This is a genomic window from Pseudarthrobacter sp. TE9888 (assembly GCF_056279345.1).
In genome coordinates this window covers 397195-412627 of the sequence record NZ_JBWBRD010000002.1, presented here as the reverse complement: position 1 = coordinate 412627, position 15433 = coordinate 397195, and the positions used below count along the sequence as shown (strand labels likewise).

The following is a 15433-nucleotide window of genomic DNA, read 5'->3' as shown; positions in this document are numbered from 1 at the left end:
CTCAGTTCCCCTGTCCTGATCCTGAGTAGCTGAGCTGGAGGGTGGCGCCTTTGCAGCCGTCCTGGTTGGTGGACGTGTCCAGCATTCCCACCCGCGGCCACGCGGTCTGTGCGACGTTGAGCCCCTGGAGGGAACCGCCAGTGGCGGGCACTGCCAGTGGGTAGGGGCCGCTGTACTGGGTGACGGTGAAGTCGGCCGGTGTGCAGGGCAGGTTGGCTGCCACCGCGCCCGCGCTCCTGGTGACGCCTGCGACGGCGACCGAAAGGTTGGTCAGCGACAGCGGCTTGTTGATGGGGTTGCTGATCTGCAGGTTCAGTCCGGCCGACGTACCGGGGGACAGGGTGCCGGGGACGTTCCCGGAGATACCGAACTGTTTGATGGTGGAGTCCAGGACCAGTTGCACGTTCGCGTAGGCGTACTGCGCTTTCCCGGAAGAGTCCTTGCCGGTGCCCACCAGGTAGAGGCTGGAAGTTCCGGTGGGCGAGGAGTTGGTGGTGACCACCTGGAGGGTGGTGGAGTCTCCGGTAGCCGGGTTGGGCGAGAACGATGCGGTGGCTCCGGCCGGCAGGCCGCCCAGGACGCTGAAGTTGATGGGTCCGCTGAGGTTGGTGCGGCTGAGCTGCAGCGTGTAGACCGCGGTTGCCCCTGGCGGGATGCTCACGGAGTCCGGGGTGGCAGTCATCGAGAAGGAGCTGGAGATTTTGTAGTTCACCGTGAGGCTTGCTGTTGCGCTGCCGGAGACCTTGCCGCTTGCCGCGGTAATGGTGATTGAGCTGGTGCCCGCCGGCGTCGTCGCGGCGGTGGTGGCGTTCAGGGTGGCCGTTGCGGTGCTGCCGGAGTTGAGGGTGACGGACGACGGCGAGAACGCACCGCTTGCGCCGGCCGGAAGTCCCGCGGCGGTCAGGTTTACGGCCCCACTGAATCCGCCGGTGGAGGTCAGTGACACCGTGTAGGACGCCTGCTGGCCCTGTTGGACGGACTGGCTCGCGGGCGAGACCTGCACCGTAATCCCCGGCTTTGGATTGTTGGCCGCGGCGATCAGCGATCCGGCACCGACCAGCAGCAGCACCAGCGCCACCAACGCTGCCTTGATTCCGATCCGCCTGCGACGCCGCGCATGCCCATCCTGCTCGTGCACCCTGTGCCCCTCTTTCTTCGGTGCAAATGACGGCAAGCCGGGGGCGGATTCGCACCGCCCCCGGCCCGCTCGCTTAGTTAGTGGCTGGTGACCGCTACGGTGATCTTGGCGCCTTTGCAGAGATCCTGATTGCCGGCAGTGTCCGCGAACACCAACTTGCCCGTACCAAGTGTCTGGGTGGCTCCGGCGGCGATACTCGTGGTGTTGGTCGGCACTGAGGCAGTGAACCAGGTGGCGTCACACCCGTTGTCAGCGCTGACCACGGCCTTGTCCAGGGTCACCGTGGTGCTTGAGGAGTTCGGGTTGGTTGCGGTGTAGGTGATGTCCTCAGTGGCGCCAGGCGTCAGACCGTCCGCAAAGGTTGCAGTGATCGCGATAGTGGACGTCGTGGTGCCGGACGAAGCAGTGGCAGAACCGCCACCCGAACCGCTGGTGCTCCAGTAGGCGTATGCGGCGCCGCCGCCGGCTGCCAGCAGCGTCGCGGACAGGGCAACAGCGGCGATCTTGTTCTTCTTGGTCATCTTGCGCATGGAGAAGCTCCTTGAATGTGTGATTGAGAACCCGTTCCCCCATTGGTGGCTCCATCCAGGTGCCTTCCGGTGGATCGATGACCCAATATTTGCCGGAGCCAAATAGGCGCAACAACAGGTACCGGTACCCGAGTTTCTGGAACCTCAAGAAGCCCGGTACTCGGTAAGCGCTGCCACTACCTGCGTTCTACGCGTTGCGTTGCCGTGGAAGTTTCTCCGCGCACCGTGAAGACTCAAGGCGAAAAGGGGCAACCCAAGTAGTCGTCCCCGCTGGCTTCGGGTACTGCCGTGGAGCGCTCACATTGAGGAAATCTTGAGTACCTGGAACATCAATTTCCGGAATAAGCACTGCCCTCGGCGCGGAAGTCTCCTAGCGCGTATCCACGTCCTCGAACACCAGGAACGTCTGCGTATCGAGCACGCCCGGCATGGACTGGAGCTGGTCGAAGATGACCCGGCGCAGGTCGATGTTGTCCACGGCCCGGACCAGCAGGATCACGTCGAAGTCGCCACCCACCAAGGCAATGTGGTGCACCTCGGGGATAGCGCCCAGCTGGTCGCGGAGTTCGCGCCAGGAGTCCTGCTTCAGCTTCAGGGTGACGTAGGCGGAGGATTTCAGCCCCGCCTTGATGGGATCCACCAGCGCCGTGAACCGGGTCAGCACCCCGTCGCCGGTCAGCCGGGCAATCCGGGAGTAGGCGTGGGCCCGTGAGATGTGCACGTTTTCGGCCACCTGGGTGACGGACATCCGGCCGTCGCGGGTGAGCTCGGCAATGATGCGGCGGTCGATCTCGTCCAGCGGAACCTCAGCAGCAGCATCCTTGCCCGGCATTTTGTCCACAGCCCCCGTCGGTAATCCACGTCACAGTTACAAATCGTCTCCCATAATAGGGCCGTGGGAGCAGGTTCTCCACGATTTGGCTATCCAGTAGATACGAAACCGGCGTCAGGACAATACTTGGAGGGAATAGTGGCTACCGAAGGACGGACCAATGACGATCTCCGCAGACCACACCGCGCCGGACACCACCAGCACGGCAGCGCCCGAGAATGCGCTGACGGAAGCTGTGAAGAAGTTCGGCATCACGGTGGAGGATTACATGCTCCCCGCCCGGCACCAGATCCAGATGGTGGACCCGGACGGCAGCCTGAAACCCAAAGGCGAGCAGGGCACCCAGCCCGGCCACGAATACCCCGTGCCCGGCGACAAGGAACTGCTCGAAGCATACGAACAACTCGTCGTCGGCCGCCGCGTCAATGACCAGAATTCCGCCCTGGTCCGGCAGGGCCGCATGGCCGTCTACCCCTCCAGCCACGGCCAGGAAGCCTGCCAGGTGGCTGCCGCCCTGTGCCTGTCCGACGGCGACTGGATGTTCCCCACCTACCGCGACGCCGTCGCCGTGATGACCCGCGGCGTGGACCCCGTCCAGGTGATGACCATCTTCCGCGGTGACTGGCACGGCGGGTATGACCCCCTCAAGTACAAGGTGGGCATCCAGTGCACCCCGCTGACCACCCAGCTGTTGCACGCCGTCGGTGTTGCCCACGCCGCCAAGCTGCGCGGTGAGGACACCGTGGTGCTGGCCATGTGCGGCGACGGCGCCACCAGCGAAGGCGACTTCCACGAAGCCCTGAACTTCGCCGCCGTCTTCCACCTGCCGGTCATCTTCTTCGTCCAGAACAACAAGTACGCCATCTCGGTGCCGCTGGCGCACCAGTCCGTGGCGCCGTCGCTCGCGCACAAGGCCGTGGGCTACGGCATGGCGGGTGAGCGCGTGGACGGCAACGACGTGGTGGCCCTCCTCGCCGTCCTGGATCGCGCCGTGAAGCTGGCCCGGGAAGGCTCCGGCCCGCTGCTGGTGGAGGCCAATACGTACCGCATGCAGGCCCACACCAATGCCGACGACGACACCCGCTACCGGGAAAGCGCTGAGGTTGCCGAGTGGCGGGCCAAGGACCCTGTGAACCGGATGCGCACCTACCTGACGGACCGGGGCCTGCTGGACGACGACGGCGAGGCCCGCATCCGCGAGCACGCCGAGGCGGTTGCCGCGCAGCTCCGCGAAGGCCTCGGCGAGGACGTCCCCGTGGACCCTCAGGAGCTCTTCCGCCACGTATTCGCGGTGCAGACCCCGCAGCTGAAGGAACAGTCAGCCCTGCTCGCCGACGAGCTGGCCCGCGACGCCGCAGCTACCGATTCGAAGGAGGCCGGCAAGTGAGCCCCACCATCACCACCTCGTCCGAGGCCAACGGCAACGTTTCCGCCGCCACCGCCCGGGCGGCAGCCTCCGCCGCAGCATCAGCGGAGGCCGCCGGCCCACAGCCGGTCACCATGGCCAAGACCCTCAACACGGCGCTCGCCGACGCCATGCATGCTGACTCCTCCGTCCTGGTGTTCGGCGAGGACGTGGGGCTCCTGGGCGGCGTCTTCCGCATCACCGACGGCCTCACCGCCACGTTCGGCGAGCAGCGCTGCTTCGACACCCCGCTGGCAGAATCCGGGATCGTGGGCATGGCTGTTGGGATGGCCATCAACGGGATGCGCCCGGTCATCGAGATGCAGTTCGACGCGTTCGCGTACCCGGCGTTTGAGCAGATCGTCAGCCACGTGGCCAAGATGCACAACCGCACCAAGGGCACGGTCAAGCTGCCCATGGTCATCCGCATCCCGTACGGCGGCGGCATCGGGGGAGTGGAGCACCACTGCGACTCCTCCGAGTCCTACTACGCCCACACGGCCGGCCTGAAGGTCTACACCCCGGCCACGGTGGCGGACGGCTACCGGATGCTCCGCGAAGCCATCGACTCCGACGATCCGGTGGTCTTCATGGAACCCAAGAAGATGTACTGGACCAAGGACTCCGTGGACCTGGGCGAGCTGCGGCGCCTTCATGAGGACGGGCGTTCTGCGGACGGTACGACGGCGGGACGCACCTCGGAGGGAAGGGCCGCCGTCGCGCGTCCCGGCACCGACGCGACGCTGATTGCGTACGGTCCGTCCGTGCCTACTGCTTTGGCTGCCGCCGAGGCTGCCGCCTTGGAAGGGCGCTCGCTGGAAGTCATTGATGTGCGGACCATCGTCCCGTTCGACGACGAGACCGTATGCGAATCGGTGCGCAAGACCGGCCGCGCCGTGGTGATCGCGGAGGCACACGGGTTCGCGTCCGTCTCCTCCGAGATCGTGGCCCGGGTGCAGGAGCGCTGCTTCCACTACCTGGCCGCACCGATCCGCCGCGTGACCGGGTTCGACGTCCCGTACCCGGCGCCCAAACTCGAGAAGTACTACCTGCCCGGCGTGGACCGCATCCTCGACGCCGTTGACGACCTTCAGTGGGAGAACTGACCATGAGCGAACCACGCGTATTCTTGCTGCCGGACCTGGGTGAGGGCCTCACCGAGGCTGAGCTGGTGGCCTGGCATGTCTCCGTTGGGGATGAGATCGCCGTCGATCAGCCCATCGCCGAGGTGGAGACCGCCAAGTCCGCGGTGGAGGTGCCGTCGCCCTATGCCGGGATCGTGGCCGAGCTGCACGGGAAGCCGGGGGAGACCCTGGACGTAGGGAAGCCGCTGATCTCGGTGACGCCGGTGGTTGAGCCTGTCGAAACCCGTGGCGTTGCCGCGCCGGTTGCCGCCGCGGATGATGCCGCCCCCGCCCCTTCGCCGGACAGCCATGCTGCAGGCAGCATGGCGTCCGGCTCCGACAGGCCCGATGCCACTCCCGGGGCGGCACCATCCGCGTCGGCTGAGGCGGAAGCGTATCGGGAAGAGGAGAAGGCCGGGTCCGGCAATGTGCTGATCGGGTACGGCACTCCCGGCGGGCACGGTCAGGCGCGGCGTACCCGTGCCCCGCGAAGCTCCGTCTCGGTGGTTGAGCCTGTCGAAACCTCCGGGGTTTCGACAGGCTCAACCACCGGTGACGACATGACACTGCTCCGCACCCGTGTACCCGGCAAGCTGGGCGCGGTGATTTCACCACTGGTCCGGCGCATGGCGAAGGAGCACGGCGTGGACCTCGGGGACATTTCGGGTTCCGGTGACAGCGGGCTGATCATGCGCCGTGATGTTGAAGCGGCGCTGAAGTCGGCAGCCCCTGCAGCCACACCCCCGGCCCAACCCGTTGAAGCGCCCGCACCGTTGGCGGAGCCGGCCGCACCGTCCGCCGGCCCGGCCACGGACGCCCGTACCGGACTCGCCATCTCCACCCGCACGCCTGTCCGCGGCGTCCGGAAGGCAGTCGCCGCGAACATGGCACGCAGCCGTTCCGAGATCCCGGAAGCCACGGTCTGGGTGGACGTGGATGCCACCGCGCTGATGGAGCTGCGTGAGGGGCTGAAAGCCAATGGCGCGGAGGTTCCCGGTTTGTTGGCGTTCATTGCCCGGTTCGTCACGGCGGGGCTGAAAAAGTTCCCGGAGCTGAACACCCGCATCGAGACTGCCGACGACGGGTCGCAGGAGATCGTGGCCTTCGACGGGATAAACCTGGGCTTTGCGGCGCAGACCGACCGCGGCCTGGTGGTGCCTTCCGTGCGCGGGGCCGAAAAGCTCAGTGCCAGGGAGCTGGACGCGGAGATCCGCCGCCTCACGCAGGTGGCCCGCGACGGCAAGGCGACCCCGGCCGAGCTGGGCGGCGGAACGTTCACGGTGAACAACTATGGTGTGTTCGGCGTCGACGGCTCAGCGGCGATCATCAACCACCCGGAGGTAGGCATCCTCGGCGTGGGCCGGATCATCGACAAGCCGTGGGTGGTCAACGGCGAGCTGGCTGTCCGCAAGGTCACCGAACTCACGCTGACCTTCGACCACCGGGTCTGCGACGGCGGCACAGCCGGCGGCTTCCTCCGCTTCGTGGCCGACGCCATCGAAAACCCCACATCCCTCCTGGCGGACATCTAACCCAGCGGACGTTTTCGACACAGGAAACCTCCGCTGACACGCAGAGAGGCTGGCGCTCCCGGTATTCGGGCTGCGCCAGCCTCTTTGCGCGTCGAAAGCTCCTCAGCTGGTAAAGCGGAGCGCGATAACCAACCCGATCAGCGCGACCACGCCGGCCAAAAACATCGCCGCCCTCGGGTCGCCGAAGTTCAGGGTCCAGCCGATGCCGAACCTGCGGGGGACAACCAGGGCCGGGTCTTCCCGATTGATGTAGATCACGCCGCCGCGCCAGTACCTGTCGTCGTCGCGGTGAGTGAGGCCGGTGTCCTCCCCGTTGCCGCCGCGGTCCCGGTTGTTCCTGGCCAGGACAGTGATAGTTGCTGTCACCGAGACCAAGACCGGAATCACGATCACCAAAGGTGCCCACCGGGAAACGGTTCCGGTCCACATTAACAGCGATGATCCCATCAGGCCCAGGTCGATCATGGCCACCAGTCCCAGCAGGGCCTTGGCGCCCAGCGACATGTAGTGCCGTGCCCACCGCGAGGACCCCATGGGGCGGGCCGGGTCAAGATCGGGACGGCTGCGGAGAATGGCCGCCGCGATGCCGGCCAGCAATGCGGTGAGCCCCAGCTGCAGGAAGACCAGCGAAAAAGCGGAGCCAACCGACTTCATTTCAATCCTGTTCGGCACACCGTTCGCGCCATAGTGTACCGCGAGGTTCTGCGGCATCGACGGATACATCAGGATGCCGATAACTCCCGTCGCCACCGGGATGGCTACTGCCGGCACCAGCCAGAGCCAGGGGAACCGTGGAGGATTGGTCCGCAGCTCGGTGTCCACGGCGATGCCTTGGTGCAGCCCCTCGAACCAGCCGCCGGCGAGTTTCGCCGCGCGGATCTCCTGATGGGCCAGGAAGAAGCAGCCATACCAAGTACCTACAAGCACCAGGACAGACAACGGCAGAAGCAGCGGCTGCCCGGTCACTGCAACGCTGGCCACGCCGGCAGCCGCGATGATGCCTCCGCAGATCAGGACCCGACGCCGGTACAGGCGCGACTGCGCGGTGACCACCGGATCTGCGGCATTTTGGGCCGGGATCCGGACCCCGAACGGAACAGTTCCGCTGGTGACCGACGGCAAGACCAGTGCCAACAGCAGAACCAGGCCCAGCAATACCAGGCCCAAAATCACGGAAACAATCACGGCGTGCCCTCCTGCTGTTTGGAGCTGAATGAATCGAGAACTGTCCGGCAGGCCTCGAGCACCTCAGGGGCCGAGGCTCCGCGGGCCACGGCCTCGGCCAAGAGGGTCCGGACCCTGCCGGTCCAGTCCGCGGGGAGTGGGTTCGCGGCGGGTGCGGTCACCACCGCTCCGGTGCCGCGGCTGAGGCGGATCAGGCCTTCTTGCCGGAGGAGATCGTAGGCCTTGTTGGCAGTGTGGAAGTTGATGCCGAAATCGGCAGCGAGAGTGCGGGTGGGTGGCAGTGAGCTGCCGTCCTTCAATGCGCCGTGGGCGATCGCTTCCACGATCTGGTCCCGTATCTGCTGGTAGATCGGGACGTCGGAAGCCAGGTCCACATTGAGGATCAATGCCCCCACCCCATTTCCTTTGTTCTATTAGTTATAGAACAAAGCTGACTCCGGCGCTAGGGCCACCTGGCCCGCCTCGGCCCGCCACCGCCGTCGGGCATCCAAATTTTTTCCATGAAGGGTCTTTACGCTCCGGCAGCCAGTTATTAAAGTGGAACGCGTCATAGTCCGGATGGGCGCCGGGGGCGTCCGGGAAGGGGGATTGCGCATCACCGCTGACCGATACCAGAAGACAAGTGACCACTACGTTCAAGGCCCCTCCTAGGAGGGGCCTTCCCTTTGCCCTGCAGCTCCGTGGAGCGTACCTTGCAGCCAGTGGCACGCCTCAAGCCCGGCCCGGGTGGGGATTGTAACGGCGCGGCCATCCTCCGGAACCGGTTAGGGCAAAAACAGGTACCCCTGCCATGCGCCCCGGAGCGAAGTTCCGGAAACCTGAGTACCAGCTACTCATGACCAGTCGCCAGGAGGTTCGTAGGCTGGACCGGACTAGGGACGGGATGCCGCGTACGGTTCTCCCGTCGTCGCAGGATCCAGGGGGAGGACAGCAATGCAGACACCCGTTGCGGAGCCGGTCGCCGCCTGGATTACCCGGCGGTAGAATCCAATAACTCTGACTGGACGGAGGCAGGCCCGTGGCGACATTTGCCCATCATGCCCGCAGCCTTGTCCTCGTCATGGTTATTGCTTTGACGGCCGTTGCCTGCGGTGACCTCAACGCTCCTGCAGGTTCAGGACCCGGGTCAGGTTCCGGGCCCGGAAGTGCCTCCTCTGACCCCGCGGATCCCCCGACTGGCCCCGTTCCCTCCGCGGCCCCTGAAGTTTCGCATGACGTCGAGCCCCCTCCTGTCTCCGGCACTCCTCGTATCGCAGACCCCTCTGCAGCTTCGGAGGCCATGCCCACCACGGATCTTCCCGGTTGGAAACAGGTCTTCGCGGAGGACTTCACCGACGGAGACGTTGGCCTGGGGACATTTCCCGGTCCCGTCTACGCCTCACGCTGGAGCGAGAACTACGCGGATGGAACACCGGACACCGCCGCCCAGCAGCAGCTAAAGGGTGCGCGGACGTCCGGGTACTTCCCGTCGAAGGTTCTGAGTGTCCATGACGGCGTCCTGGACATGTTCCTGCACTCGGAAGACGGAGTGGCCATGGGGGCCGCGCCGTCGCCCAAACTCTACGGAGCCAGCCAGCGGCCCTACAACAGCTTGGTGTACGGACGATTTTCCGTCCGTTTCAAAGCCGAAGTGTTGCCGGGATTCAAGTTGGCGTGGCTGCTGTGGCCGGACAGCAAGCAGTGGCCGGAGGATGGGGAGATCGACTTCCCGGAAGGGGACCTGTCAAAGGTCCTCTACGCTGCGGTGCATGGCGTGGAGGACGGCGAACACCGAAGCGACGTCTTCCGCCCCAACCAGCCGTATGGGGACTGGCACATCGCCACCACTGAGTGGCGCGCCGACGGCATCGAATTCTTCCTTGACGGAAGATCCCTCGGCGTCTCGACGAGGTTCGTCCCGGGCAAGCCGATGCACTACATCCTGCAGACCGAGTCATGCTCCCCGAACTGTCCGCTGCCCGAAACCAACGGCCATGTCCTGGTGGACTGGGTATCCATCTGGGAGAGAGCGTAGCTATCCGGGCCAGGTCCCGGCCCAGTGGTGCCCGGGTCACCCTGCCGGCTCGTCCAGCCGCCCCGGAGGAAGCGCCGCTCCGCGTCGTTGTCAGTGAGGATCAGCGCCTCCTCAAACGCCACGCGGGCCTCCTCGGCGCGGCCAAGCCTGACCAGGAAATCGCCCCGGGCGGCCGCAAGGTACGGGTAGCGTGCCAGCTGTGGCTCGGCACCCAGCGCATCCAGTTCTGCCAGGCCTTGGGCATATCCCGCGGCGAAGCCCAGGGCAATGGCCCGGTTGAGTCGAACCACGGGGGAGGGCCACCGTTCCATCAGCAGGTCATATAGTCCCAGGATCTCCTGCCAGTCGGTGTCGGACCAGGACCCGCTCTCATCATGCACGGCCGCGATGGCCGCCATGAGGGCGAAGCGGCCCGGCGGCCGGGCAGCTAAGGCTTCCCCAAGGAGCGCCACGCCTTCATTGATGGACTGCCGGTCCCAGGCGGACCGGTCCTGGTGCTCCAGCAGGACGACGTCATGGTGTTCATCGAGCCGTGCATCCCTGCGGGCTTCGGTGAGCAAGACGAGTGCCAGGAGCCCGGCGACATCGGGATCAGCAGGAAGCAGGACGCGCAGCATCCTTGCCAACTCCAGCCCGCGTTCGGCGAGGTCGTGGCGCATCAACTCCGGTCCCGACGTAGCCGTATGCCCCGTGGTGTACACCAGGTACACCACTGCCAGCACCCCGTCCACACGCTCATGCAGCTCGGACGCCGGCGGCACCCGGTACGGGATATGGGCTGCCGCGATCTTCTTCTTCGCCCGGGTGATGCGGGCGGCCATCGTAGGTTCCGGCACGAGGAACGCCCGCGCCACGTCGGCCGTGGACAGCCCGCACAACAGCCGCAGCGTCAGGGCTACACGGGCCTCGAGCGCCAGGGCCGGGTGGCAGCACGTGAAGATCAGCCGGAGCCGGTCGTCCGGAATGCCAGCGGGATCGAAGTCCGGAAGACCGCCGTCGTACTCCTCCGGCTCAAGCAGCTTGGGGAGCGACCGTTGAACGGTAGCTGCGCGGCGGCGCATGTCCAGGGCCCGGTGCCGGGCCGCCACCGTGAGCCAAGCCCCCGGATTCCTGGGGATCCCGGTCCCGCCCCAGCTGGACAGTGCGCTGGCATAGGCGTCCTGGACAGCTTCCTCGGCGGTGTCGATGTCCCCAGCCACCCGCACCGTTGCCGCCAGCACGAAGGCCCACTCCCGGCGGTGCGCGTCCGCCACCGCTGCAGCGACCTCCGCGCTGGCGGCCTGCGGCATCAGTTGGCCACCCGCACCGGCCACAACTCGACTCCGACGCCGGCGGGAACCTCCTTGGCAATCTCAAGTGCCTCATCCAGGTCGGCGGCCTCAACGAGGTAGTAGCCGCCCAGGGTTTCCTTCGACTCGGCAAACGGGCCGTCCGTGACCAGGAATCCGCCGGCCCCGTCGCGGCGGACCGATGTCGCAGTGGAGGAGGGGTGCAGGGCAGCTCCACCGAGCAGGGACGGGCCACGGCGCTGCTGGAACTCCTGGTAGCTCGCGCTGATCGATTCCCCTTCGGCCTGCCGTGCCACCGATTCGTCCTGGTAGATCAGGATCAGGTACTTGGACATGTCATGCTCCTTTGCCGTGATGAAAGGCCCTTCATCGAGCCCCTACCAATTCGACGCACAGCGGAAGCGGAAATCGACAACACCCGCAGTATTCCTTCCATTTTCAAAGTACCCCGCCATGGGGGCCTTGCCGCAAGGCCCCGGGGGTGCCGCATACTGGCCGTCGTATACCGGACGTAGGCGGGGGAGCGAGATGCACGACGCAGTGATTGTGGGGTGCGGGCCCACGGGCCTGATGCTGGCGGGGGAACTTCGGCTGGCTGGGGTGGACGCGGTGGTGCTGGAGCGGCGCGCGTCCCAGGAACTGGCCGGTTCCCGCGGTGGCGGGATCCACTCGCGCACCATCGAACTGCTGGACCAGCGCGGCATCGCGGACCGGTTCCTCGCCGCTGGCAAGACGGTCCAGACGGCATCCTTCGGCAACACGCAACTGGACCTGGGCGGCCTGCCCACCCGCCACCCGTACACGCTGGCACTGTTCCAGAACCACATTGAGCAGCTGCTGCTCGAGTGGGTGCAGGGCCTGGGCGTGGAGATCCGGCGCGGCGTTGAGGTCACCGGCGTGTCCGCGGACGACGACGGCGCGGAGGTCCAGCTGGCCGGCGGCGGACCCGTGCGGGGCTGCTACGTTGTGGGCACCGACGGCGGGCGCAGCGTAGTGCGCCGGTCCGCCGGCATTCCCATGGTGGGCCCGGACGCTACCCGGAGCAGCCTGATCGCAGAGGTGAAGGCCGCCGGGGAACCGGGTCAGCAGGGGAAGGTGGACGCCCGCGGGATCCACGGGCTGTACCCGATGGGCGGCGGCATGGTCCGGGTGGTGGTCACCGAAGCGTCCCTGGGGCCGGGCACCGAGCCCACCCTGGCAGACCTGCGGGAGGCCCTGACAGAGGTCTTCGGCACCGACTTCGGCGTGCACAGCCCCACCTGGCTCTCGCGCTTCACCGACGCCACCCGGCAGGCGGAGGCGTACCGGAAGGGCAGGTTGCTGCTGGCCGGGGACGCCGCCCATGTCCACTCACCCACCGGCGGGCTCGGCATCGGCCTCGGGCTGCAGGACGCCGTCAACCTTGGCTGGAAACTGGGGCAGGTGGTGCGGGGCGTCGCCACCGAAGGCCTGCTGGACACCTACCACGCGGAGCGGCACCCGGTGGGGGAGCGGGCCCTCAAGTACACCATGGCCCAGTCCCTCTTCCAGAAGGCCGATCCCCGGCAGGAAGCCCTGCGGGACTTGCTCGGCGAGGTGCTGCGCGTCGACGGCGCCGGAACGCCCATCGCGGCGCTCATCACCGGACTCGACGTCGCCTACCACCGTGGCCCGGGCCACCCGCTCCTGGGCCGCCGCATGCCGGACCTGGACCTGGCCACCCCTGCCGGGCCGGCCACCGTGTACGGGCTGCTGCACAGTGCGCGGCCGCTGCTGCTGGAAGTCGGCGGCCCGGCGCTGGAGCCGGGGTCCTGGGCCGGACGCGTGCTGCACACCCGGGCAACGTACGACGCCGCGTGGCAGCTTCCCGTGCTGGGAACCGTTGCTGCACCCACGGCAGTACTGGTCCGGCCCGACGGCTACGTCGCGTGGGTGGGGCAGGGGTCGGCGGACGGCCTCGCCGAGGCCCTGGGTACGTGGTTCGGCCCGGCCAACCCGTGAGGATTCAAAACTGGTCCGCGCCACAGATGCATTAATTGGGGGAAACTGAGCAAAAACTGGGGGAGTTCCCCCTATTGCCCGCAGCTGCAGTTTGTTAAGCTGAATCCCGGGTCAGGCAGGTGGCCTTGCTGTTGCTGCCGAGGGAAAGCCTCTTCATTGCCGCCCGCCCCTTTCGCCGGGATCCTGGCAATCATTCCTGGGCAGGCAACCGCCCGCAAAGCTGACGCGGATGTGGCCCAGGGTATCCATTTTTCGGGGGTGGGCCACATCCCGTCGTCCACTCCGGGGGCCAGCAGCGTGGCTGGCTCCCGGGCATCGTGCAAACGTCAGTCGTCGAAGTGCGCCTTCACGGCCACAGCGCCGGAGAAGCGGCTGACCAGGGCTTCGGCAATCTCGTGGAGCTTTTGGTTCCGGGTGCTGGACGCACTGCGGAGAAGCTCGAAGGCTTGGTCCTTGCTGCAATTGTTTTGGGCCATAATGATCCCGCAGGCCACATCGATTACGGTCCTCGTGTCCATCGCCGCCCTCAAATTTTCAGCGAGCTGGTCCGCCGAGGCGATCCGCACCGCGAGCCGCAGGGCCTTGCCCGCCATCTCGCCGAATCTCATGGCGTCGGCCACGGCCTGCTCGTCGAAGAGCCCGCTGACCGGAGCGAAGAAGTCCAGGACCGCGCCGCCGTCGTTCTCCAGTTTCATCGGAATCCCCAAAGAGCTGGCGACGCCCGCCGCAGAAAGGGCCGTGCGGTATTCCGGCCAGCGCGGGTCCGTTGACACGTCTTCCAGCAGGACCGGAACCCCAGTCTCCAAGGCCTCGATACAGGGCCCGTCCCCCAGCGATTGTTCGATTCGGTCCAGTACCACGGCCCTCCCGCTGCTGCCTCCGATGGTGGCCGTGCGCTTGCGCCGGTGCAAGGTAACGGCGCACTCGATGGACTTTCCCGTGCTGTTGGTCATGGTGGCTGCCGCGAATCCGGTGAGATCGTCCAGCACGGATTTGATGTCCTCCATGCCGGCGATGAGGTCCACGAGCTCTTCCAGGTCTTCTGCCCTATCCTGTTCCACCATGCCTTCAATGTAGGAGCGGCAGCCAGCACCCACAAGGGCCCGCTCCCAGCTTCCACCCAGCTCCGGGTCAGCGCAGTTATGGAAACGTTATATATGCTTGCTTAGTGGTTTTGAGGTCAAGCAGCGGAAATTCGTCAGTATCGGCCGGCCCGGCGGCGCCCCAGGCCAGGCTCCTTGCCGGGCGTAAGCATGCCCTGGACGGGCTGAGGATCATCGCCGTGGCCGGCGTGTTCTTCTTCCACACGGCCACCGAGTCGATGCCGGGCGGGTCCATCGGCGTGGACGTATTCTTCACCCTCAGCGGCTTTGTGATCACGCTGCTGATCATGAAGGAGCGGATCGCCACCGGCCGGCTGCACCTGGGCATCTTCTACGCCAAGCGGCTGGCCCGGCTTTGGCCCGCGCTCCTGGCGCTCTGCGCCGTGATCGTCACCGCGGGCCTGCTGTTCCCCGCCTCCGGCTGGGGCGGCCAGGCAGGCTTCGTCCTTCCCGCCGCCGCCTATGTGATGAACCTGGCCCACTTCGGCGTGTTTGGGGACCCCATCGCCGGCGAAACCCTGGGCCCCACCTGGACGCTCGCCGTCGAAGAACAGTTCTACCTGGTGTGGCCGCTGCTCCTGCTGGGGATGCTCCGGTTCTGGAAGGTTCGCACCGCTGCCATCGCCACCGTGGGCCTGGCCACCGCTTTCGTGCTGAACCGCTTCCTGCTGGTCAACGCCGGCCAGCCGCTGGACCGGATCTACAACGGACCGGACACCCGCGCCGACGAACTGCTGATCGGCTGCGCCCTGGCCCTGCTCTTCACTGCGGTCCGCGAGGGCTCCAGTCTGCACCGCGCCCTGGCATCGGCTGCCCGCTGGAGTGCTCCGCTGGCCGGGGCCGCCCTCGTGGCCGCCCTGTTCCTGCTGAAGGAACCCGACACCCCCGGCGCCTGGTTCAACACCTTCTGGACCGTGGGCCCCACGGCGCTCGCCCTGGTTTCGGCCGTGCTCATTGGCTCGCTGGTCCTCCAGCCGGCCGGCTTCCTGTCCCGCGTCTTCAGCCATCCCTGGCTGGCCCGCCCCGGCCGCGACCTGTCCTACGCCATGTACCTCTGGCACCTGCCGGTGTACCTGCTGCTGATGCGGCTGATCCCGGCGCTGCCCCTCCGCATCGGGCTGACGGCCGTGCTGACGGTGCTGCTGGCGTACGCGTCCTTCCGTTGGGTGGAGCGGCCACTCCGGCTCTGGGCGAACCAAAAGCTGGAACCCGTCGTCGTCCGTTCCACCGTCAAGCCTTCGAAGCAACCCGTGTCGGCGTCAGCCGGGTAGGTCCACGCCTGCCCTCTGTCCACCAACCAA

General features: G+C 66.7%; 14 protein-coding genes. 6 read left to right on the top strand and 8 right to left on the bottom strand.

Translation table 11 applies throughout. The annotated features are described in order from the left end of the window. Position 1: 1 nt before the first annotated feature. From ACZ9J7_RS02500 to ACZ9J7_RS02490, 3 genes are all read right to left on the bottom strand, one after another. Positions 2–1138 (bottom strand): COG1470 family protein, encoded by a 1137-nt coding sequence (locus tag ACZ9J7_RS02500; protein ID WP_476206736.1) that lies wholly within the window; start codon positions 1136–1138, stop codon positions 2–4. Positions 1139–1215: 77 nt separating this feature from the next. Further along, the gene (locus ACZ9J7_RS02495) at positions 1216–1668 is read right to left on the bottom strand and encodes a hypothetical protein (RefSeq protein WP_476206734.1); all 453 of its coding nucleotides are present in this window, start codon (positions 1666–1668) and stop codon (positions 1216–1218) included. Between the two features lie 370 nt (positions 1669–2038). After that, positions 2039–2500, bottom strand: a complete 462-nt coding sequence (locus tag ACZ9J7_RS02490) for an Lrp/AsnC family transcriptional regulator (protein WP_188570390.1) — start codon at positions 2498–2500, stop codon at positions 2039–2041. A gap of 160 nt (positions 2501–2660) precedes the next feature. Between ACZ9J7_RS02490 and pdhA the strand changes: the two genes are divergently transcribed. From pdhA to ACZ9J7_RS02475, 3 genes are read left to right on the top strand one after another with little or no spacing between them, the layout of a single operon-like run. Beyond that, on the top strand, positions 2661–3887 hold the full coding sequence (pdhA, locus tag ACZ9J7_RS02485; RefSeq protein WP_476206733.1) for a pyruvate dehydrogenase (acetyl-transferring) E1 component subunit alpha: 1227 nt from the start codon (positions 2661–2663) through the stop codon (positions 3885–3887). Beyond that, entirely contained in the window at positions 3884–5011 is a 1128-nt protein-coding gene (locus tag ACZ9J7_RS02480; RefSeq protein ID WP_476206731.1) for an alpha-ketoacid dehydrogenase subunit beta, read from the top strand. Before pdhA ends, ACZ9J7_RS02480 begins: the two co-directional genes overlap by 4 nt. 2 nt (positions 5012–5013) lie before the next feature. After that, on the top strand, positions 5014–6561 hold the full coding sequence (locus tag ACZ9J7_RS02475) for a dihydrolipoamide acetyltransferase family protein (RefSeq protein ID WP_476206729.1): 1548 nt from the start codon (positions 5014–5016) through the stop codon (positions 6559–6561). Positions 6562–6663: 102 nt separating this feature from the next. Here the strand turns inward: ACZ9J7_RS02475 and ACZ9J7_RS02470 are convergent, their stop codons facing one another. Both ACZ9J7_RS02470 and ACZ9J7_RS02465 read right to left on the bottom strand, forming a co-directional pair. After that, positions 6664–7746, bottom strand: a complete 1083-nt coding sequence (locus tag ACZ9J7_RS02470; protein ID WP_476206727.1) for a DUF1648 domain-containing protein — start codon at positions 7744–7746, stop codon at positions 6664–6666. Further along, positions 7743–8141, bottom strand: coding sequence for a GntR family transcriptional regulator (locus ACZ9J7_RS02465; protein WP_476206726.1), 399 nt, complete (start codon positions 8139–8141; stop codon positions 7743–7745). Before ACZ9J7_RS02465 ends, ACZ9J7_RS02470 begins: the two co-directional genes overlap by 4 nt. Before the next feature lie 884 nt (positions 8142–9025). Between ACZ9J7_RS02465 and ACZ9J7_RS02460 the strand changes: the two genes are divergently transcribed. After that, positions 9026–9760: a glycoside hydrolase family 16 protein gene (locus ACZ9J7_RS02460; RefSeq protein WP_476206725.1), complete on the top strand. Its 735-nt coding sequence runs from the start codon at positions 9026–9028 to the stop codon at positions 9758–9760. Here the strand turns inward: ACZ9J7_RS02460 and ACZ9J7_RS02455 are convergent. Together ACZ9J7_RS02455 and ACZ9J7_RS02450 are read right to left on the bottom strand one after the other, a co-directional pair. Continuing rightward, the gene (locus tag ACZ9J7_RS02455) at positions 9661–11049 is read right to left on the bottom strand and encodes an RNA polymerase sigma factor (protein ID WP_476206723.1); all 1389 of its coding nucleotides are present in this window, start codon (positions 11047–11049) and stop codon (positions 9661–9663) included. The two genes, ACZ9J7_RS02460 and ACZ9J7_RS02455, sit on opposite strands and share 100 nt — an antisense overlap. Then, complete coding sequence (locus ACZ9J7_RS02450; RefSeq protein ID WP_476206721.1) at positions 11049–11384, bottom strand: YciI family protein; 336 nt, start codon at positions 11382–11384, stop codon at positions 11049–11051. The genes ACZ9J7_RS02455 and ACZ9J7_RS02450 overlap by 1 nt, the downstream gene beginning before the upstream one ends. Before the next feature lie 193 nt (positions 11385–11577). On the opposite strand from ACZ9J7_RS02450, the gene ACZ9J7_RS02445 reads away from it, so the two are divergent. Continuing rightward, on the top strand, positions 11578–13029 hold the full coding sequence (locus ACZ9J7_RS02445; protein ID WP_476206719.1) for an FAD-dependent monooxygenase: 1452 nt from the start codon (positions 11578–11580) through the stop codon (positions 13027–13029). 326 nt (positions 13030–13355) lie between these two features. On the opposite strand, the gene ACZ9J7_RS02440 is transcribed toward ACZ9J7_RS02445, so the two are convergent. Continuing rightward, positions 13356–14093, bottom strand: a complete 738-nt coding sequence (locus tag ACZ9J7_RS02440) for a GAF and ANTAR domain-containing protein (RefSeq protein ID WP_307359159.1) — start codon at positions 14091–14093, stop codon at positions 13356–13358. A 104-nt stretch (positions 14094–14197) separates the two neighbouring features. Here ACZ9J7_RS02440 and ACZ9J7_RS02435 point away from each other — a divergent pair, with 104 nt between their 5' ends. Next, positions 14198–15403 carry an acyltransferase family protein gene (locus tag ACZ9J7_RS02435; RefSeq protein ID WP_307359156.1) on the top strand — a complete coding sequence of 402 codons (1206 nt, stop codon included), beginning with the start codon at positions 14198–14200 and terminating at the stop codon, positions 15401–15403. Positions 15404–15433: the final 30 nt, after the last annotated feature.